This is a genomic window from Roseivirga sp. BDSF3-8 (genome assembly GCF_041449215.1).
Lineage (GTDB): Bacteria > Bacteroidota > Bacteroidia > Cytophagales > Cyclobacteriaceae > JBGNFV01.
The window spans coordinates 4,345,532-4,363,353 of record NZ_JBGNFV010000001.1 but is presented as its reverse complement, the minus strand read 5'-3'; the positions used below and the strand labels follow the sequence as shown (position 1 = coordinate 4,363,353).

The window sequence follows — 17,822 nt, the reverse complement described above, 5'->3', positions numbered from 1 at the left end:
TGAGACAGCCTCTTTTTTATTTCAGAAATGATCCGGTAAACTGCACGCTCAGTTTAGTCTGGTATTTATCCAGCACTTTTAAGATTTCTTTAAGCGTTACTCGCTCGATCTTGGTAAGCGATTTGGGGTCAATGAAGTTATTAGGGGTATCATTTTGCCGGATGGCATCTGACTGATTCAGTAATCTGAGCTGCATCATGTAATAGTAAGCCTGTAATAACTCATTGTATTCTACCACACTAAGTATTTCTCTGTCCCATAATTCGCGAAGCCTTTCCCCCGTATTAGTAGCCAGAATTCCGTGCTTCAAACTAAACACCCTCGCAAAATCAACCACGATACTCATGGCTCTTTTGATATTGATTACTCCTTTTTTGTCTTCATGCGAAACCGTATGGAAGTTATTGAATAGGCCCAGCGGGGGTTTTATCTCCAGCCCATTCTTAGCCAACAGGTAAAAGAAAGTCTGCGAGGGGTTGTGCAACAGTTCTAAAATATGCCCCCTGAGCGAAGTTAGTAGCGTCTCATCTCCGTATACCGCACGGCAATCGAAAAAGATAGCAGAGCGCATGGCTTTCTCGGGATCAGGAGAAGTAACCCATGTTCGGTAATTTCGTTTCCAATGAGAAAGAGAGTGACACCACTTCGGGTTTTTGGCCATCAGGTCTCCTTCACAATAGGCAAAACCAGTTTGATCCAGCTTGAAGCTTACCTTCTCTGCAAACTCAAGAAAATACTCCCTGACCATAGCACGGTCGCTGTCTTCTACATCTTCATAAATAATAGCATTGTCCTGATCCGTTTTAAGGGTCTGTTCCCTGCGGCCTTCACTTCCAAGGACCATAAATACAAACCGGCATGGAGGATCCCCCATCTCACGGATAGTCTGCTGGATAATGTTTTGTGAAATAGAATCCGAAGCTGTACTTATGACCTGGTTCACAATCTCGGCCCGCACACCCCTACTCAGAAGTTGGTTCACGATATCAGGTACCTGGCCCCATTTTCTGACCAGCTCCTCTAGAAGGTCGGCAGTCAGAATACTCTGCATAAAAATAAACGGACTTTTTACCTGGCTGTGTAACAGCTTGTTACGACTTATCACCCCAACTGCTTCTTTACCCTTGCAAACTACCAGTTGGTGCACCTTTTCCCTAAACATTTTAAGGACTGCTTCATACAGGTAGCAGTCTTCATCTATTGAAATCAGGGGATTGGACATGATCTCGCTTACAGGTCGCTCTGCATTTAGCCCTTTAGCTACTACTTTATTGCGCAAATCAAGGTCTGTGATTATACCTGTAAGGATTTGGTTTTCACCACTAATGAGCACACTGGGACTACGGTGCGCTGTCATCAGGGCTGCGGCTTCCCGTATGGATGTGTCCAGGGAACAGGTAACAGGTAACGGTCTGCTTATTTCCTTCACTTTTTGCTTAAAAAAGTGATCCGTCTGCTCGTATGATACCGGTTCGTCAGGCTTATTATTCACAAAGCCCGAATAGGTCTGGTTTAGCATTCGGCGCCCGAACCTATCTGTGAAATACGAAGAAAACCGCTCATACTTCTGGCAAAGCCTTAGAAAGTCCTCCGCCGTAAGATTGTAAATTTTAGTTTCCTCTGCCGCAATCACGGTTCTTATAGACCGCCTGTTATTAAGAAGAAGACTGATACCACCATATATCTCGCCGGGAAGAACATACTCCAGGAATTCCTTCTGCTTGTTACGGTTGAGAAAGTACTTCTCAACCCTCCCGGAATAAACAATAGAAAGGTGCCTTACAGGGCTAACAGATTGTGTATGTATCAGGGTATTAGGTGCATAATGCCGGGTGCTAAGTTTATCCGACAAGATTTTAAGTTCCTCTTCGGGCAACCTGTCGAATGGCACCACTTCTTTCAAAAAGAAAGAAAGCTGCTGGTCTTTAGACGTAGTGGTTACTGCTCTCATGATACTATGAAGTTTAAGTTACCAGCTATGAGCAAGTGCTAAAGCTTAAAAAGTAGCAGAAAGGAAAACAAGATTTTTGTAAAAAACAATTCAATAATTAATCAAAAAACCGATCAAATTATCAGATATAACACAGGATCTTTAATAGAATCACAATATCCAATTATTTCAAACCGTTGCAACGCCCAAGCCTTTTCAGGAGAATTCATGTAATATTTTTTTCCAGCTAAAGAGCTTCCTGACTTTAAGGTAGTAATTCTAAAGGGGAATCGACCAATTTTTCAAGCAAACTCCATCTATCAACTGTCAAAAAATTCATTAAAATAGAACTTTATACTATTTTTTATTTGATAATTAGTTTTTTATTTCGTATATATTAATTGCGTCCAAATTAATTTCCAACCCCATAAAAATATGAAGCACCACCCTAACGAGTTGATGATCTATTACGATCCGGGAACCAGCATCGGTAAGCAGACTTATGCTTATGCTTATACGCTTACTAAGCACGTAAATGCAAATGTATACAGTAGTACCAGGATGACCACTACCCTGTGGAGGGAGCTACTGGACAAGCTTGAACTCAGACCCAAAGATTTACTGGATAAATCCCATCCGGACTATCAGGCGAAAATAGCCCGTAATAATTTTGACGACGAGGGATGGCTCAATATTCTTATGCACTATCCTTACCTGATCAAAGCACCAATAGCTGTAAAAAACAATAAAGCAGTTCTTTGCTGCAAGCCAACGGCTATTTTGAAGCTTGATCCGGGAATAAAAATGAAGCGATTTGCCTGATATGCCTACTCCGGCAGGTAGATGCCTTTTTGGTCTATCTCTATCTTACCTGCCTTATATAGAGCACCGATCACTTTTTTAAATTGTTTTTTCGACATGCCAAATTTTTGACGAATGGCCTCGGGGTCAGAATGATCTCCATATGGCAGGTACCCGCCTGCCTCTTGTAATTGATCATACACCGGATCTACTGATTCTTTGACGGCAGCATATCCTGCAGGTCGCAAACTCAGGTCAATTTTTCCATCCTCACGCACCCGGTGAACATATACCTTTACGTTCTCCCCTGTGTATAGGGGATTAAATACCTCGTTGGCATAAAGTAAACCTTCATATTTACCGGCAAAGACCACCTTGAATCCCAGATCCGTCTTATCAAATACGATCCCTTCATACTCTTTTCCTTCCTCAATTCCTTCATCAGGCGCTTCAAGGAAAGAGCGTATCTTGCTGGTGCCGATCACCCTGCCAGATTGATGGTCCAGACAGACACACACAGCATAAAGCCTGCCCTTTTCCATTTTTTCCTGCTGCTCCCGGAATGGAACAAACAGGTCCTTTTCCAACCCCCAGTCTAAGAAGGCTCCATGTCTGGAGACATCCACCACGGATAAAGAAACAATGTCACCTACCACGGCACGGGGAGTATCAGATACCGCAACCGGTCTGTCTTCTGAGTCTGTATAGACAAATACATTAACCTCATCTCCCTCTTTCATTCCTTCCGGCACATGTTTGACAGGCAAAAGAACTTCCTCCCCACCTGCTACCAGGTACCAACCATTACTAGTTTGTCTTTTGGCTATCAGGTTGTTATACTGTCCTATTTGAAGCATTAGTTTGATATTTTAGGCAGGGTAAAATTCCCCGGCACAAAAATAACTTTTTAATGACTATTTCCCTTTTATAAACGGCTAAGTTCGCCGGTAGGCAAATGTTTCTATCTTTGTAAGCCGAATTAATAAACCCATTAACGAAAACCTTCATGAAAAATATAGCCGTAATCGGTTCAGGTACTATGGGCAATGGAATTGCACACGTTTTTGCCCAAAACGGATATAAAGTATCATTGATCGATATTTCAGAGCAGGCCCTGGAAAAGGCCATGGCCACTATAGGCAAAAACCTGGATCGTCAGATCAAAAAGGAACTGATTGACGAAGCAAAAAAGCAGGATACACTGGCTAATATCACCACCTATACCAGCATGGAGAGCGGACTGGGTGATACTGACCTCGTGGTAGAAGCAGCGACAGAGAATATCGACCTTAAGCTTAACATTTTCAAGCAATTAGATAGCATCTGCCCTGACAAGACCATATTGGCATCCAATACGTCTTCTATCTCCATCACCAAAATTGCTGCCGTAACTAACCGCGCTGATAAGGTAATCGGAATGCACTTCATGAATCCGGTACCGGTAATGAAGCTTGTGGAGGTAATCAGAGGTTACGCTACCAGTGACGAAGTAACAGAATCGATCATGGAGCTAAGCCGCGACCTGCGCAAAACGCCGGTAGAGGTAAACGACTACCCTGGCTTTGTTGCTAACCGCATCCTGATGCCCATGATCAATGAGGCAGTATATTCACTGTACGAAGGAGTAGCAGGAGTCGAAGAAATAGACACCGTAATGAAGCTGGGTATGGCCCACCCTATGGGAACTCTTCAACTGGCAGATTTCATCGGTCTCGATGTTTGTCTCTCAATCCTGAATGTATTGTATGATGGGTTCGGAAACCAGAAGTATGCCCCATGTCCACTGCTTGTAAATATGGTAACCGCTGGTGCGAAAGGTGTTAAATCTGGCGCAGGCTTCTACGATTACAGCCATGGTACCAAGGACCTGGTAGTAGCTAAGCAGTTCAAAAAATAACCTGCAGATAACTTACCATAAAGCCGGTAAATAATACCGGCTTTTTTTATGCCCTGAAAATGATGTAAGTAATCAACCAAATTATAAAAAAAACATCATTCCCCGGTAAAATCTAATTTATAAAGCACATCCTATTTTAACGATCGTTTGGTAATAATATAATAATCGCTCTAAAAAGATATTTAGGCACAAAACACTAAATGGATGTTGAAATAGCCTTTCCCGCTATAAATGCGGTGCTCCATGCCGCTTGAAAATTGAAGCCCCCGGTGACGCCGTCCACATCCAGTATTTCACCTGAAAAGTACATACCATTAATATGTTTACTTTCCATTGTTTTAGCATTAACAGATGTAAGCGCTACACCACCGGCTGTTACAAACTCTTCCTTGAAAGTTGTTTTACCAGCTACGGTATAGTGGCTTCTCACCAACTCTTCAACCAGCTTGTTCCGGTTCTTTTTGGGGAGCTCTGCCCAGGTACGATTCGGTTCTATTTCTGCGCGCTCACACAGCCGGGTCCACAGTCGTTGCGGCAAATCCATCAGGGGATATTTGTGGATCTTACGGGTACCATGGTCAGAAAGATAGGTATGGATAAGGGCTCTTACCGCCTCCTCCCCTGCGGAGGCATTCCATGAGACATGAATGTTGAAGGCATACTTTTTCTCAAAAAAGTCCCGGGCCGCCCAGGCGGAGGTCTTTAGTACGGCAGGCCCGCTAAAGCCCCAATGGGTAATGAGCAAGGGTCCGGTATATTCCCACTTACTTCCCTCTACTTTGACCCTGGCATCAGGAAGTGCTATTCCGGCAAGGTCATTCAGGCCTTCCCTGGGTACATTAAATGTAAAAAGACTGGGAACGGGAGGAATAATCTCATGCCCGAGGTTTTTCAGCCAGTCGTATGCAGATTCTTTTGAATGACCGCCGGCAGACACCAGTACCTTATTGGCCCTCATCATACCTTCAGACGTAGTCAGACTAAAACCTTCATCATCCGGAGCTATTTCAGTGACAACGCAGCGTGTCCTGATTTCCACTCCAAGGCGTGAAGCCTCGCGCATAAACAGGTCTATGATGGTCTGAGAAGAATCCGACACAGGAAATATGCGCCCGTCAGCTTCCGTTTTGAGCTCTACGCCACGTTCTTTGAACCACTGTACCGTATCGGAAGCAGAAAACCGACCGAAAAGCTTCTTCAGCATCCTGCCGCCGCGTGGGTAAAAGGTGGCCAACTTACCTGGCTGAAAGCAGTCGTGCGTAACATTGCACCTGCCCCCTCCACTGACTCTTACTTTTGAAAGGACCTTACCGGTCTTTTCAAAAATCATCACGCGCACACCCGGCCGATGAGCTGCAATAGTGAGCGCACCGAAAAAACCGGCGGCCCCTCCGCCGATAACGGCTACAACAGGCTGCAATAGCTAAAACTTAAATTACTGAAAAACAGAATATTACACACAATTATTTAGTGTATAGGATAAGGTCTCTACCCACAATAATTAGAGAGAGCACTTTGCGCCTCTTCAACTCCTAACTCGTTTGCTTTAAGGAAATCAGCACAGCCGCTGGACTGTTTTTTCAGATAAACATTAAGGGCCCCACGGTACAGGTAAGCTTCTCCCATGTTAGGGTCAAGCCTGATCGCCACATCGTACATTTTCAATGCAGGTGCTGTTTTGCCTGCCTTGTGAAATGCACGGCCAGTCTGAAAGGCTGCCTCTGAACTCTGATCTTTCGCCTTATAGGCTCTTTCGTAATAAAAGGCGCTCTCCCCATATTCTTTTTGCTCAAAAAAGTGCTTTCCAAGGCTCATCAGGGCATAAAAGTGATTCTCATCGTCTTCAAGAATGCGATTCCAGTCAGCTACAGCCTTCTCCCCCTGCCCGGTTTCAGCGTAAGCCACTCCCCGGTTATAGATGCTTTCCACATCATTAGGAGATGTTTCCAGGTGAGTAGTATAGGCTTCAATGGCCTTTTCATAATCCTTCTGGTTAAAGTACTTATCACCCGCCATCTGCTCTTCCGATTCACAGGCCCATGACATAAGGCTCAGTATGACTACCGGCAGGTATACTTTGAGGTATCTCATCAGTTCTATTTTTCAATTGCGCCCACAAAAATAAAGGTTTCCCTTGAGGCACAATAGTGCAATACAAATTTAAATGTGAAGAATGAGGCAATACATTACCTCTGCTTCTTAGTAAGAGTAAAAAACAGCAGGATATTCATAAAAGTTTGTGGAACAGGCAGAGAGATATCTAGTCTTCTACCAGGGCAAGAGGGGATGTAAGGTTTTGATGGTCTACGAGGTCAACTGTAACACTACCTACGAACATATCAGCTTTTACCTTCAGAGGAATTTTATTCTGATCGTCTGAAAACCAGGTAGCTATTGCATTTTCACCATCAAACAGCTTATTGTCGGGCATGATCGGTACCAGTTTGAAGGCCCTTACGCTACCTACTTTAGTCTTTACAACGTCTTTTCCCTGGTAAATGATGCGAAAATCATAAATCGTATCTTCAAAGAAGGCATCAACCTTTATAGTGTCCCCTATCTCGTAGCTATCAAAATCAATGGACCTTAAGTGCATGTAGCCGCCGATCATATCGAAGAGCTGCTTGCCCCTGGCATCGTAAATAGTGGGTTCTTTATACTCACCGGTCTTTTGATTGACCTCTTTAGCTTCCACTTTACCGGATTCGTGGTAAAAGCGTACAAGTTCATTCTTTCTGTACCTTCCCTCCTCAATATTCCGGTAGGAAATGTAGGGCTGATAGCTTTCTTTATCGATGTAGGCACCCCAATGATCATTTACCCGGGTCACCCAACCCACAGCCCCACTGGTCTTTCCGAAAATATCTACTTTATAACAACCTGCATCCTGTACGCGATAGGTCTTTTCACGTACCTTCATGGTAGCCTCACCTACAGTCAGGAAGCCAAAGCTTACCTTGTACTCCAGTTTCTCTCCTTTGTTTACAACAAACTGACTATCAACAACCTTTGAGTCATCACCTGAAGCAAAGATTGAAGCAGAAAAGAGGTAGAGAAATAATAAAATATTATTTAACATGCTGCCGGTTTCGATAAAATCAGAAGTACCGGAATAGTTACCGGTACAATCTTAAAGATACACAGCATGAAGTAAAAGTCTAGAGCAATGAGGCTAAGAATCTTACAGGACAGGCTGATAAAATTTAGACAGCGACGTCGTTTTCCCTGAGTGCCTCGTTCAGAGAGGTCTTTTTGTCCGTACTCTCCTTACGCTTGCCAATGATGAGGGCACAGGGTACCTGAAAGTCTCCGGCCGGAAACTTTTTAGTGTAGCTACCGGGAATCACAACAGATCGCTCGGGTACATATCCTTTATACTCCACAGGCTCATCACCGGTGACATCAATGATCTTGCTACTGGCTGTGATGGTGACATTCGCCCCTAAAACAGCCTCTTTTCCTACCCTTACACCTTCTACAAGGATACAACGGGACCCAATAAAAGCATTGTTTTCTATAATTACAGGAGCTGCCTGTACAGGCTCTAATACGCCCCCTATGCCTACTCCCCCGCTAAGATGCACATTGGACCCTATCTGAGCACAACTGCCGACGGTGGCCCAGGTATCTACCATGGTACCTTCGCCTACATAAGCGCCTATATTAACGTATGAGGGCATCATGATGACACCTTTGGAGAGAAATGATCCGTACCGGGCAATAGCATGGGGAACGACTCTCACGCCCAGCTTATCAAAGCCGGACTTTAACTTAATCTTATCATGAAATTCGAACGGGCCGGTCTCTATGACCTGCATTTTCTGAATAGGGAAATAAAGGATTACTGCCTTTTTTATCCATTCATTGACTATCCAGCCATCTCCGGAAGGCTCCGCAATGCGCTTAGTGCCTTTATCAAGCTCATCAATAATGGTTTTGATAGCTATCAGCGTCTCCTTCTCTTTCAAATACTCGCGATTTTCCCACGCTCTTTCTATGAGGTCCTTTAATTCCATGGCCGAATGGAAATATTTATTGATATTTCGGTAATAATTTATTTATGGCTCGGAAGAAAATACTGTTTACATCCCTTCTGAAACCGGTCACAGAGCCCAGAATGTATCTAAAACTGGCCCTATCGGTGGCCCAAACAAGTAAATATGCCATAAATATCATAGGCTTTAAGTCAAAAAATCTTCCCCCTTCTGCAGGCATTACCTTCATTCCTCTTTTCGATTTTAACAGACTGAGCTGGAGACGTTTTACAGCACCTATAAAATTTACTATTTATCTGCTTAAAGTAAATCCTGATCTGATCGTAGTTAGTAGCATTGATTTTCAGATAGTTACGATAACATACAAACTTTTATTTGGCTCAAAAATATGCTATGACGTTCAGGAAAACCATTCTCGTAATATACGCTATGGAAATAGCCTTCCTGCTGCTATTCGTCACCTGTCGGCCTGGCTGGTAAGACTAAAAGAGCGCATTTTTATTCCCTTTGCCGACCTGATAGTGGTAGCGGAAAAGTGCTATCCGGATCAAATGCCTTACCTGAAAAACAGGCCAATACTGGTACTGGAAAACAAGTACCGGGGAACCCTTGCAGAAGAATATTTTCCAATTAAGGAGATAAAAACACTTCATTTGGTATATACTGGCACACTACATCCTAGTCGTGGGATTAAAGAAGCCATATTGTTTACCGTCCGATTACAGAAACACAGGGCCTGCCGGCTTACCATTGCCGGATTTTCGGCCATAGAAGGCTTCAGAGAGCAGCTAGAGGACATGGTGGCTCCATTTCCGTTCATAGAGCTCATACAGGAGGCCTTTCCTCTGCCCTATGAAGAGATTGTGAGGCACATAGTGGCCGCAGATGTGGTCCTCCTGCCATTGAAACCTGATAAGAGCACGGAAAATAAGGTACCCACCAAACTGTATGAGGCACTCGCCCTCAAAAAACCCATCCTCTTACAACAAAATCCGCCTCTGGAAAGGATATGTAGCCGATATAATGCCGCTATCGCGATTGATTTTGCTACTGCTCCGGCTGAGAAGGTGTCTGAGGCCCTTAATACCACGGGTTTTTACACAAAAATGCCCGGTAAGGAAGTTCTCTGGGCTCCGGAAGGCGAAGCATTTACGACAGCAGTCTCTCAGTTGCTGAATTAAGCCTTTATATCATTTTCTACTTACTAATAATTTCATCAGGTAATTCGTAAAACCTGGCTTCAATACCCTCTATCCTGCATTTAGTCTAATAATAAGGCACACTTTACCCCTCAAAACCACTTCACAACAAACTTATTAAATATCTGATTTACAGCTATTTAACTTATTTAACAAGATAGTTATAGACAAAATCTATAACCTATATATTACAACCGAATATTGTTTGGGTATTAAATTTAGGCTAACCTAAACTTATTTTAAGTCACGCTAATTTACTATAATTTTTAGCAAACCAACCTGACAGTGTGTCAGCTTTTGGTTTTATCGAAACATATTTTTAGGTTTACCTGAACTTGCTCTATTTTCAGACGTAGAATTTTTAAAAAGGAATGCCCAGTCTAGCGGAAGAGAATTATCTCAAAGCGATTTACCATTTGTCCACCGAAGGAGAAGGAAAGGTGACGACGAACGCGATATCAGATCGGCTAAACACGAAGCCGGCATCCGTCAGTGACATGCTGCGAAAACTTTCTGCCAAGGAGCTCGTCTCCTATCGAAAGTACCAGGGAGTGAGTCTAACGGTGGCGGGAAGAAAAGTGGCACTTTTAGTGATCAGAAAACATCGACTTTGGGAGGTATTTCTGGTAGAGAAATTAAAATTCAATTGGGACGAGGTACACGAAGTAGCGGAACAGTTGGAGCACATTCAGTCACCTCTACTCATCCACCAGTTGGATGAGTTTCTGGGGTACCCGAAATATGATCCTCATGGAGATCCGATTCCGGATGAGAACGGAGAGTTTTCGGAAAAGGAACAGTCGCCGCTCAGTGACCTGGAGGTTGGAGAGACAGGCAAGATTGTGGCAGTCAAAGACAGCAGTGCCGCCTTTCTTCAATACCTGGATAAAGTAGGTGCTTACCTCGGGGCCCGGGTGAAAGTTAAGGACCGGGTGGAGTTCGACGGATCGATGGAAATAGAGCTCGACGGAAAGAAACAGATTTTTGTATCGAGGGAGGTTTCAGCAAACCTTCTCATCACGGAATAATTTTTTATGCAACTAAAATTTTTTAGCGGGCTGATACTTATAGCTATTCTGTTAACCGCCTGCGGGGATAATGAAAATCAGCAAGACGGTAAACCGGGTAAGCTGAAGGTGGTAACCACCACGGGTATGATCGCAGATGTGCTTCGCGAAGTAGCGGGAGATTCAGCCACCGTTACAGAAATCATGGGCCCCGGTGTAGATCCACATGTATATAAGGCGTCGCAGGGAGACCTGAAAAAACTGACCGGTGCAGACATGATATTTTATAATGGCCTGCACCTCGAAGGAAAAATGGGTGAAGTACTGGAAAAGCTGGCGAGACAAAAGCCGGTTTTTGCGGTGGCAGAAAGTGTGGACACTTCAAGATTGCTCCATGCGCCGGGGTATCAGGATGCATTTGATCCGCACATCTGGTTTGATGTTTCTCTCTGGCAGGCAGCTATGGAAAACGCAGTGAATTTTTTGGTGGGGCAGGATACGGCTAATGCGGAATACTACCGGAAAAACTGGGAGGCGTACCGCGCCCGGATGGAAGATGTACACGAAGAAACCCGCCGAAAGGTCAGGCAGATCCCTTCCAGCCAGCGGGTGCTGATCACAGCACATGATGCCTTCCACTATTTTGGCAACGCATATAATATAGAGGTACGCGGACTGCAGGGCATCAGCACCCTTAGTGAATACGGCGTGAGGGATGTACAAAACCTCGCAGAGTTTATTACTGAAAATAAAATCAAGGCAGTATTTGTAGAAACGTCCGTTTCTGAAAAAGCAATCAATGCCGTAGTGAAAGGGGCCAGAGAGAGAGGGCACATTGTCAAAATAGGTGGCAGCTTGTACTCGGATGCAATGGGCCCGGATGACACAGCGGCCGGAACTTACCTTGGGATGGTGCGCACAAATGTGAACACAATTGTAAACTCACTGAAATAATGATACGCCAGGTAGAAAATCCCATTCTGGAAGTGCACGATCTTACGGTGAGCTATCACCGCAAACCGGTACTGTGGGGAGTGGATGTCTCCTTGCCGGCCGGCTCGCTGGTAGGAATAGTGGGGCCTAACGGAGCGGGAAAAAGCACGCTCATCAAAGCCATAATGGGCCTCGTTCCTGCTAGTAGCGGATTTATCAAATTATTTGACCAGCCACTGGACGATGTCAGGCAAAAAATAAGTTACGTACCTCAGCGTGAATCCGTTGACTGGGACTTTCCTGCTTCGGCCATGGATGTGGTACTCATGGGCAGGTATGCTAAGATAGGCCTGATGCGAAGCCCGAGAAAAGCAGACAAGGAGATGGCCATGGAATGCTTGCGTAAAGTAGGCATGGAAAATTTTGCCAAAAGGCAGATCAGCCAGCTTTCCGGTGGACAGCAACAGCGGGTGTTTCTGGCACGGGCCTTAGCTCAGGAAGCAGACCTCTACTTCATGGACGAACCTTTTGCCGGGGTGGACGCAGCTACCGAAAAAGCGATTATAACTTTACTTAAGGAAATGTCGCGTGAAAACAAAACGGTAGTGGTGGTGCACCATGATCTGCAGTCGGTAAGCACTTACTTTGACTGGGTCATCTTACTGAACATGCGCCTGGTAGCTAGCGGGCCGGTAGATGAGGCCTTCACCCCTGCCCTGCTGGAAGAAACCTACGGTGGCAGACTTACATTGCTCACTGAGGTAAGTGAACTGATGAAGCAATCGCAGTTTCCGTCAAGGGACAAGTAGCCATGGAAACACTCATTGAATTCCTTTCATTCTCAGATCCTAATGTACGGTATGTAGCCATTGGCACCGTATTGTTAGGGGCTTCCTCTGCGCTGGTGGGTACCTTTACTTTCCTCAAGAAAAAAGCCCTGGTAGGTGATGCTGTAGCGCACGCCATTCTGCCGGGTATTTGCTTGAGTTTTATGCTGACCGGGGTCAAAAATCCGGTCTATCTCATCATCGGGGCATCCGCCACCGGCTGGCTTTCCCTTCTGCTTATAGACCTGATCGTGAGGCATAGCCGGATCAAAGAAGACGCTGCCATTGGGTTAATTTTAAGTGTATTTTTTGGTATAGGCATATTACTGCTTACCATCATTCAGCAATCCGGGGCGGCAGGGCAGTCCGGGCTGGATAGTTTTCTATTCGGCCAGGCGGCAGCGCTCGTAGGGCAGGATGTACTCGTGTTCGGCATTGTAGCAGGCCTTTTACTCTTAACCATACTGCTATTCTTCAAAGAACTGGAGCTGATCGCTTTCGACCCTCAGTTTGCGGCCAGCTCAGGGGTGCCTGTGCGGTTTATGGATTTCCTTCTTACTACGCTTACTGTACTGGCCGTTGTAGTTGGTATTCAAGCTGTTGGAGTGGTGCTTATGGCAGCCATGCTGATCACGCCGGCCGCTGCAGCCAAGTTCTGGACTGACAATATTAAAGTAATGGCATTGCTGGCGGCAATTTTCGGTGCCTTTAGCGGGCTGGCCGGGGCATATATAAGCTACACGGCCCCTTCCATGCCTACGGGTCCGTGGACAGTAATTGTGCTTAGTACCATCGCCTTAGTATCTTTTTTTCTATCCCCGGTCAAAGGGATACTGCCCAGGATGTTCCGCCAGCGCAGAAACAGGTTACAAATGCTGGAAGAGAATATTCTTAAGACTTTTTACCTGCTGGGCGAAGACGCTGAAGACTGGAAGGCCAGCCGTACCAGTGATGAGATTCGCGAAAGACGCCGCTACCCTAAAGGTACGCTTATCTATATACTGAAAAGGCTGGTGCGACACGGGTATTTGAGGCAAATAAAAAACAATTATGAATTGACAAACGTAGGTTTCAATAAGAGCCGCCGGGTGGTGCGCCTGCATCGTCTGTGGGAGCTTTACCTCACACAATACCTCAATATAGCGCCTGATCATGTGCATGAGGACGCGGAAACCATAGAACATGTGATTACGCCGGAGTTGGAAAAGCGCCTAATGGAAAAGCTGGATTTTCCTGAGAAAGACCCTCATAGCTCAAAAATACCATTATCATGAGTAGTGCAGACTGGCAAATTATGCTCACCGGCTCTTTCGTGGCAGTGTCCTGCGGCTTGCTGGGCTGCTACCTGATCCTGCGCCGTATGGCTATGGTGGGTGATGCTATTTCACATGCAGTGCTGCCGGGTATTGTTCTCGCCTTCCTGGTGAGCGGTTCACGCGATACGCTGGTCATGTTGATCGGTGCAGGGCTGATCGGGCTGCTGACCACTTTTTTAATCGAGTTTTTTCATAAAAAGGCCCGTCTGCAGACCGATGCATCTATAGGAGTAACATTTACCTGGTTTTTTGCCCTTGGCGTCATATTGATAAGTGTGTATGCCGGTCAGGTAGATCTGGACCAGGAGTGTGTGCTGTACGGAGAGATTGCCTATGTGCCTATTGATTTGTGGATCCTGGACGATGGCACCATCATAGGGCCCAGGGCACTTTTTATCACTGGCGGCCTTCTGCTGGTGGTTGTGGCAGGGATTTTGCTATTCTACAAGGAGCTGTATCTGACTACGTTCGATCCGGCTTTTGCCACAGCACTCGGTATCTCGGCTGCCCTATGGCACTATATACTTATGGGAGCCGTTTCACTTACCACTATTGCCTCCTTTGAGTCAGTAGGTGCTATACTGGTAGTGGCTTTCCTGATTGCACCGGCGGCCACGGCTTATTTGCTTACAGATAACTTCCGCACTATGCTGTGGATAGCTGCCGGAGTAGGAGTCGCCATTTCGGTTTCGGGCTATTACCTGGCGGTCTGGCTCAATGGCAGTATTGCAGGTGCCATGGCATCCGCTGCAGGCCTGCTCTTTATGCTGGCTTTCCTGTTCTCTCCCTCTCATGGAGTGGTGTTCAGGCAGCGCCGCATGAGAAAGGGTGCTGAAAAAGTAAGAAAAGAAAAGCTTACGTCCGGACGGTAACATGGATGTAGGTTTTTGACCGGATAGCCTCTGTGGCAATAGAATTTATTAAAGTATATTTACGTTATCGATAGGAAAGGAACGACTTTAAATATGAAGAATCTTAAAATATTCGTTATAGCGGCTTTTGCCCTTTTTGCCACTGCAGCCTCTTTTGCTACAGAAAGTGATGCCCCAAAAGAAGATGATAAGAAAATCGAGTGGCTCACACTGGAGGAAGCATACCGCAAAAACCAGGAAGAACCCAGAAAGATATTCATCGATGTATATACCAACTGGTGCGGCTGGTGTAAAAAAATGGATAAGGACACTTTTTCTGATGAGGAAGTGGCCGAATATGCTAATGATAACTACTACGCTGTAAAGCTCAACGCCGAGAGCGACCGCATAATGAACCTGGGTGATGTGGAACTGACTGAGCGTGAAATAGCCCGCCAGTTGCAGGTACGCTCCTACCCTACCATCGTGTTCATGCAGGAAGATTTCAAAAACTTCCAGCCCGTACCTGGCTATCGTACAGCAGATGACTTTAAGAATATGCTGGAGAAATTCAACGTACCAGCCGAAGAATCCGAAGAGCAGGAATAAGGTTTTTCCTCAAACAGCTATCTACACAAAAGCCTTAAAATCAGAAACTAAAGAGATTTGAAGCAGGAATTGCTGGTCGGCAACGACGACACTATAGTAGCCCTCGCTACCCCTCAGGGGTCGGGGGCTATTGCCGTTATAAGAGTATCGGGTAATGAGGCCATATCGCTGGTCAATGGTATTTTCAAGGGAAAAGACCTTGAAAAGCAGGACACCCATACGCTGCATTTCGGTACCATTCGCGACGGTGAAAAGATACTTGATGAAGTAGTCGTGTCGCTATTCGTAGCCCCGAAGTCATTCACGAAAGAGAATGTGGTAGAGATCAGTTGCCACGGTTCTAACTTTATCATCCGTGAGATACTCAAATTAATCATTCGCAGAGGCGCGCGCCATGCCCGCCCCGGTGAATTCACCAAACGGGCCTTTATGAACGGGGCTTTTGACCTGGCCCAGGCAGAGGCGATAGCAGATCTTATTGCTTCGGATAATGAGGCCGCGCACCGTGCCGCACTGGATCAGATGCGGGGTGGCTTTAGCGATGAGATAAGCCGCCTGAGAGAAAAACTGGTGCATTTTGCCAGCATGATCGAACTGGAGCTGGACTTTAGCGAGGAAGACGTGGAGTTTGCCAGCCGGGAAGACCTTGAAGAGCTCATACGCGAGTTGCTGAAAGTGATCAATCGCCTGATCGATAGCTTTGATGTAGGTAATGTGATCAAAAACGGGGTGCCCACCGTCATCGCGGGCAAGCCCAATGCGGGCAAAAGCACCCTGCTGAATGCCATGCTACAGGAGGAAAAAGCCATTGTGTCTGACATAGCGGGCACCACGCGGGACTTTATCGAGGATGAAATGATCATCCAGGGAGTGAGCTTTCGCTTCATTGATACCGCGGGGCTGCGTGAAACCACGGATAAGATCGAGAGTATAGGCGTGGAGCGGACGCGCCAGAAGATGCAGCAGGCCAGCCTGATCATCTATATGTTTGACCTGGAGCAAGACAGTATCACGGAGATCCGCCGGGACATTAATAAGCTTGAAAACCTGGGCATACCTTTCCTGAAAGTGGGTAACAAGCTGGATACCGCCCAGCCGGAACTGCGCGAGACACTGGAAAATGAGCCGGGCATGGTGTTCATTTCAGCCAAAACAGGTGAGAACATCGAGCAGCTACAGGAGAAACTACTGGAAACAGTGAACCTGGATAAGTTCAAAACAGGCAATACCATTGTCACGAACACCCGCCACTACGAGAGCCTGCTGGAAACCCGCAAAAGCCTGGAAGATGTGCTCGAGGGCCTCGACGGCGGCATCACCAATGACTTCCTTGCGCTGGACATACGCCAGAGTCTGCATCACCTTGGCAGCATCACGGGCGAAGTTTCTACTGACGAAATCCTTGGAAATATCTTTAGCAAGTTCTGTATCGGAAAGTGATTACTCACTACCAAACCAGGACTTGGGAAGCTTTGTATAGTCCATGAAAAAGCATACCGCACGAGCATCAATGGCGGTTATATTCCTTCTGCAGGTGGCTTTCCTCGGAGCCATCGTGATGGAGAAGACTAACCTGCCGGTAGTATTGTCAATGCTGGCCTTCATAGGCGTCTCAATAGTGATTGCCTGGCGCAATATTACCCGGCACACCCATGACCACCTGTGGCAGGACATCTGGCTGGTGGGCTACGTGGCATTTGGTGCCGTACTAACCTACTGGCTGAGTACGATAACCGGCACCGTGATTGCCGTAGGCGTAGTGGGCGTGGCGGCCTCTTTCCTACCCTCGTTAATTAAGAAGGCATGGGTTCGCTCAGCACCTTCTGCCATTTACTGTGGTGCCTTTGTAGGCATGACCAGCCCTGCCGTGTTACCCGGCTATACCTTTATTTTGCTTGCCGGAGCGGCGGCGGGCCTGCTTTTAGTGGCTTCAAAAAACATATTTAACGGCTATGGGGGCAAGTTGGGTACGATTGCCTTTGGGGGCGTATTCCTTGTTGTACTCCTTATCGAATGGCTATGGCACTAACGCTTGGCGTGATTATCACGGGTATTATCGGTAGTACGTCCACATTTTTTGTGAGTCATCACCTCAGACAAGGGCCCGTCAGGTCTTCTGCCGGGCTGTCCCTCCTTGTGGCGTTATTGTTTCACTACCTCCCCATGCCCGTCTCACAGGAGCTATCTGCTACCATCCCCTATGTATTCATAGGGGCCTCCTTTATAGGCATGGTTTCCGCCGAAGTGCTAAGCCATTTTATACTTATGGGCTTAGCTGGAGGCATATTTGGCTTCTTATACCTGCATGCCAGCCACTTTTTTACCGGGTTTGGTGGCGGGCTTGGTACAGCCGCCTGTATCGCACTTATGGTTTCTCTGGGCGGACTGGCCCTATGGGAGCGTATCAAAAAGCGCTAGCACATTACCTCTCATTGCGTTGGTTACGAGATCCTGTCT

General features: G+C 46.2%; 18 protein-coding genes. 12 read left to right on the top strand and 6 right to left on the bottom strand.

Annotation, left to right across the window (positions count from 1 at the left end; genetic code table 11):
• Positions 1-16: 16 nt before the first annotated feature.
• The gene (locus tag AB9P05_RS18005; RefSeq protein ID WP_371910230.1) at positions 17-1,951 is read right to left on the bottom strand and encodes a DUF294 nucleotidyltransferase-like domain-containing protein; all 1,935 of its coding nucleotides are present in this window, start codon (positions 1,949-1,951) and stop codon (positions 17-19) included.
• Positions 1,952-2,365: 414 nt separating this feature from the next.
• Here AB9P05_RS18005 and AB9P05_RS18000 point away from each other — a divergent pair, with 414 nt between their 5' ends.
• Entirely contained in the window at positions 2,366-2,752 is a 387-nt protein-coding gene (locus AB9P05_RS18000; protein WP_371910229.1) for an arsenate reductase family protein, read from the top strand.
• A gap of 5 nt (positions 2,753-2,757) precedes the next feature.
• Here AB9P05_RS18000 and AB9P05_RS17995 read toward each other — a convergent pair whose 3' ends face one another.
• Positions 2,758-3,588, bottom strand: a complete 831-nt coding sequence (locus AB9P05_RS17995) for a S1 RNA-binding domain-containing protein (protein WP_371910228.1) — start codon at positions 3,586-3,588, stop codon at positions 2,758-2,760.
• A 149-nt stretch (positions 3,589-3,737) separates the two neighbouring features.
• Here AB9P05_RS17995 and AB9P05_RS17990 point away from each other — a divergent pair, with 149 nt between their 5' ends.
• A complete protein-coding gene (locus AB9P05_RS17990; RefSeq protein WP_371910227.1) occupies positions 3,738-4,628 on the top strand; it encodes a 3-hydroxyacyl-CoA dehydrogenase family protein in 891 nt (296 codons plus the stop codon).
• A gap of 196 nt (positions 4,629-4,824) precedes the next feature.
• Here the strand turns inward: AB9P05_RS17990 and AB9P05_RS17985 are convergent, their stop codons facing one another.
• From AB9P05_RS17985 to AB9P05_RS17970, 4 genes are all read right to left on the bottom strand, one after another.
• Positions 4,825-6,048 (bottom strand): NAD(P)/FAD-dependent oxidoreductase, encoded by a 1,224-nt coding sequence (locus AB9P05_RS17985; RefSeq protein WP_371910226.1) that lies wholly within the window; start codon positions 6,046-6,048, stop codon positions 4,825-4,827.
• A 68-nt stretch (positions 6,049-6,116) separates the two neighbouring features.
• Complete coding sequence (locus tag AB9P05_RS17980; RefSeq protein WP_371910225.1) at positions 6,117-6,719, bottom strand: tetratricopeptide repeat protein; 603 nt, start codon at positions 6,717-6,719, stop codon at positions 6,117-6,119.
• 169 nt (positions 6,720-6,888) lie between these two features.
• Positions 6,889-7,707, bottom strand: a complete 819-nt coding sequence (locus tag AB9P05_RS17975; protein WP_371910224.1) for a DUF3108 domain-containing protein — start codon at positions 7,705-7,707, stop codon at positions 6,889-6,891.
• A 124-nt stretch (positions 7,708-7,831) separates the two neighbouring features.
• Positions 7,832-8,644 carry a 2,3,4,5-tetrahydropyridine-2,6-dicarboxylate N-succinyltransferase gene (locus AB9P05_RS17970; protein WP_371910223.1) on the bottom strand — a complete coding sequence of 271 codons (813 nt, stop codon included), beginning with the start codon at positions 8,642-8,644 and terminating at the stop codon, positions 7,832-7,834.
• A 44-nt stretch (positions 8,645-8,688) separates the two neighbouring features.
• On the opposite strand from AB9P05_RS17970, the gene AB9P05_RS17965 reads away from it, so the two are divergent.
• The 10 genes from AB9P05_RS17965 (at position 8,689) to AB9P05_RS17920 (ending at position 17,783) form a co-directional block, all read left to right on the top strand.
• The gene (locus tag AB9P05_RS17965; protein WP_371910222.1) at positions 8,689-9,804 is read left to right on the top strand and encodes a glycosyltransferase; all 1,116 of its coding nucleotides are present in this window, start codon (positions 8,689-8,691) and stop codon (positions 9,802-9,804) included.
• Positions 9,805-10,193: 389 nt separating this feature from the next.
• Positions 10,194-10,850, top strand: a complete 657-nt coding sequence (locus AB9P05_RS17960) for a metal-dependent transcriptional regulator (RefSeq protein ID WP_371910221.1) — start codon at positions 10,194-10,196, stop codon at positions 10,848-10,850.
• A gap of 6 nt (positions 10,851-10,856) precedes the next feature.
• Complete coding sequence (locus AB9P05_RS17955; protein WP_371910220.1) at positions 10,857-11,783, top strand: metal ABC transporter solute-binding protein, Zn/Mn family; 927 nt, start codon at positions 10,857-10,859, stop codon at positions 11,781-11,783.
• Positions 11,783-12,571 (top strand): metal ABC transporter ATP-binding protein, encoded by a 789-nt coding sequence (locus AB9P05_RS17950; RefSeq protein ID WP_371910219.1) that lies wholly within the window; start codon positions 11,783-11,785, stop codon positions 12,569-12,571. The genes AB9P05_RS17955 and AB9P05_RS17950 overlap by 1 nt, the downstream gene beginning before the upstream one ends.
• Positions 12,572-12,573: 2 nt before the next feature.
• A complete protein-coding gene (locus AB9P05_RS17945; protein ID WP_371910218.1) occupies positions 12,574-13,863 on the top strand; it encodes an iron chelate uptake ABC transporter family permease subunit in 1,290 nt (429 codons plus the stop codon).
• Positions 13,860-14,777 (top strand): metal ABC transporter permease, encoded by a 918-nt coding sequence (locus AB9P05_RS17940; protein WP_371910217.1) that lies wholly within the window; start codon positions 13,860-13,862, stop codon positions 14,775-14,777. The genes AB9P05_RS17945 and AB9P05_RS17940 overlap by 4 nt, the downstream gene beginning before the upstream one ends.
• A gap of 93 nt (positions 14,778-14,870) precedes the next feature.
• Positions 14,871-15,365, top strand: coding sequence for a thioredoxin family protein (locus tag AB9P05_RS17935; RefSeq protein WP_371910216.1), 495 nt, complete (start codon positions 14,871-14,873; stop codon positions 15,363-15,365).
• Positions 15,366-15,422: 57 nt separating this feature from the next.
• Positions 15,423-16,805: a tRNA uridine-5-carboxymethylaminomethyl(34) synthesis GTPase MnmE gene (mnmE, locus tag AB9P05_RS17930; RefSeq protein ID WP_371910215.1), complete on the top strand. Its 1,383-nt coding sequence runs from the start codon at positions 15,423-15,425 to the stop codon at positions 16,803-16,805.
• 43 nt (positions 16,806-16,848) lie between these two features.
• Positions 16,849-17,394: a hypothetical protein gene (locus tag AB9P05_RS17925; protein ID WP_371910214.1), complete on the top strand. Its 546-nt coding sequence runs from the start codon at positions 16,849-16,851 to the stop codon at positions 17,392-17,394.
• Positions 17,385-17,783 (top strand): hypothetical protein, encoded by a 399-nt coding sequence (locus AB9P05_RS17920; RefSeq protein ID WP_371910213.1) that lies wholly within the window; start codon positions 17,385-17,387, stop codon positions 17,781-17,783. The genes AB9P05_RS17925 and AB9P05_RS17920 overlap by 10 nt, the downstream gene beginning before the upstream one ends.
• Positions 17,784-17,822 lie beyond the last annotated feature (39 nt).

Bases quoted from the DNA above. Each gene is read 5' to 3' on its own strand.
- AB9P05_RS18005 (WP_371910230.1), bottom strand. From the start codon at position 1,951: ATGAGAGCAGTAACCACTACGTCTAAAGACCAGCAGCTTTCTTTCTTT.
- AB9P05_RS18000 (WP_371910229.1), top strand. From the start codon at position 2,366: ATGAAGCACCACCCTAACGAGTTGATGATCTATTACGATCCGGGAACC.
- AB9P05_RS17995 (WP_371910228.1), bottom strand. From the start codon at position 3,588: ATGCTTCAAATAGGACAGTATAACAACCTGATAGCCAAAAGACAAACT.
- AB9P05_RS17990 (WP_371910227.1), top strand. From the start codon at position 3,738: ATGAAAAATATAGCCGTAATCGGTTCAGGTACTATGGGCAATGGAATT.
- AB9P05_RS17980 (WP_371910225.1), bottom strand. From the start codon at position 6,719: ATGAGATACCTCAAAGTATACCTGCCGGTAGTCATACTGAGCCTTATG.
- AB9P05_RS17975 (WP_371910224.1), bottom strand. From the start codon at position 7,707: ATGTTAAATAATATTTTATTATTTCTCTACCTCTTTTCTGCTTCAATC.
- AB9P05_RS17970 (WP_371910223.1), bottom strand. From the start codon at position 8,644: ATGGAATTAAAGGACCTCATAGAAAGAGCGTGGGAAAATCGCGAGTAT.
- AB9P05_RS17965 (WP_371910222.1), top strand. From the start codon at position 8,689: ATGGCTCGGAAGAAAATACTGTTTACATCCCTTCTGAAACCGGTCACA.
- AB9P05_RS17960 (WP_371910221.1), top strand. From the start codon at position 10,194: ATGCCCAGTCTAGCGGAAGAGAATTATCTCAAAGCGATTTACCATTTG.
- AB9P05_RS17955 (WP_371910220.1), top strand. From the start codon at position 10,857: ATGCAACTAAAATTTTTTAGCGGGCTGATACTTATAGCTATTCTGTTA.
- AB9P05_RS17950 (WP_371910219.1), top strand. From the start codon at position 11,783: ATGATACGCCAGGTAGAAAATCCCATTCTGGAAGTGCACGATCTTACG.
- AB9P05_RS17945 (WP_371910218.1), top strand. From the start codon at position 12,574: ATGGAAACACTCATTGAATTCCTTTCATTCTCAGATCCTAATGTACGG.
- AB9P05_RS17940 (WP_371910217.1), top strand. From the start codon at position 13,860: ATGAGTAGTGCAGACTGGCAAATTATGCTCACCGGCTCTTTCGTGGCA.
- AB9P05_RS17935 (WP_371910216.1), top strand. From the start codon at position 14,871: ATGAAGAATCTTAAAATATTCGTTATAGCGGCTTTTGCCCTTTTTGCC.
- AB9P05_RS17925 (WP_371910214.1), top strand. From the start codon at position 16,849: ATGAAAAAGCATACCGCACGAGCATCAATGGCGGTTATATTCCTTCTG.
- AB9P05_RS17920 (WP_371910213.1), top strand. From the start codon at position 17,385: ATGGCACTAACGCTTGGCGTGATTATCACGGGTATTATCGGTAGTACG.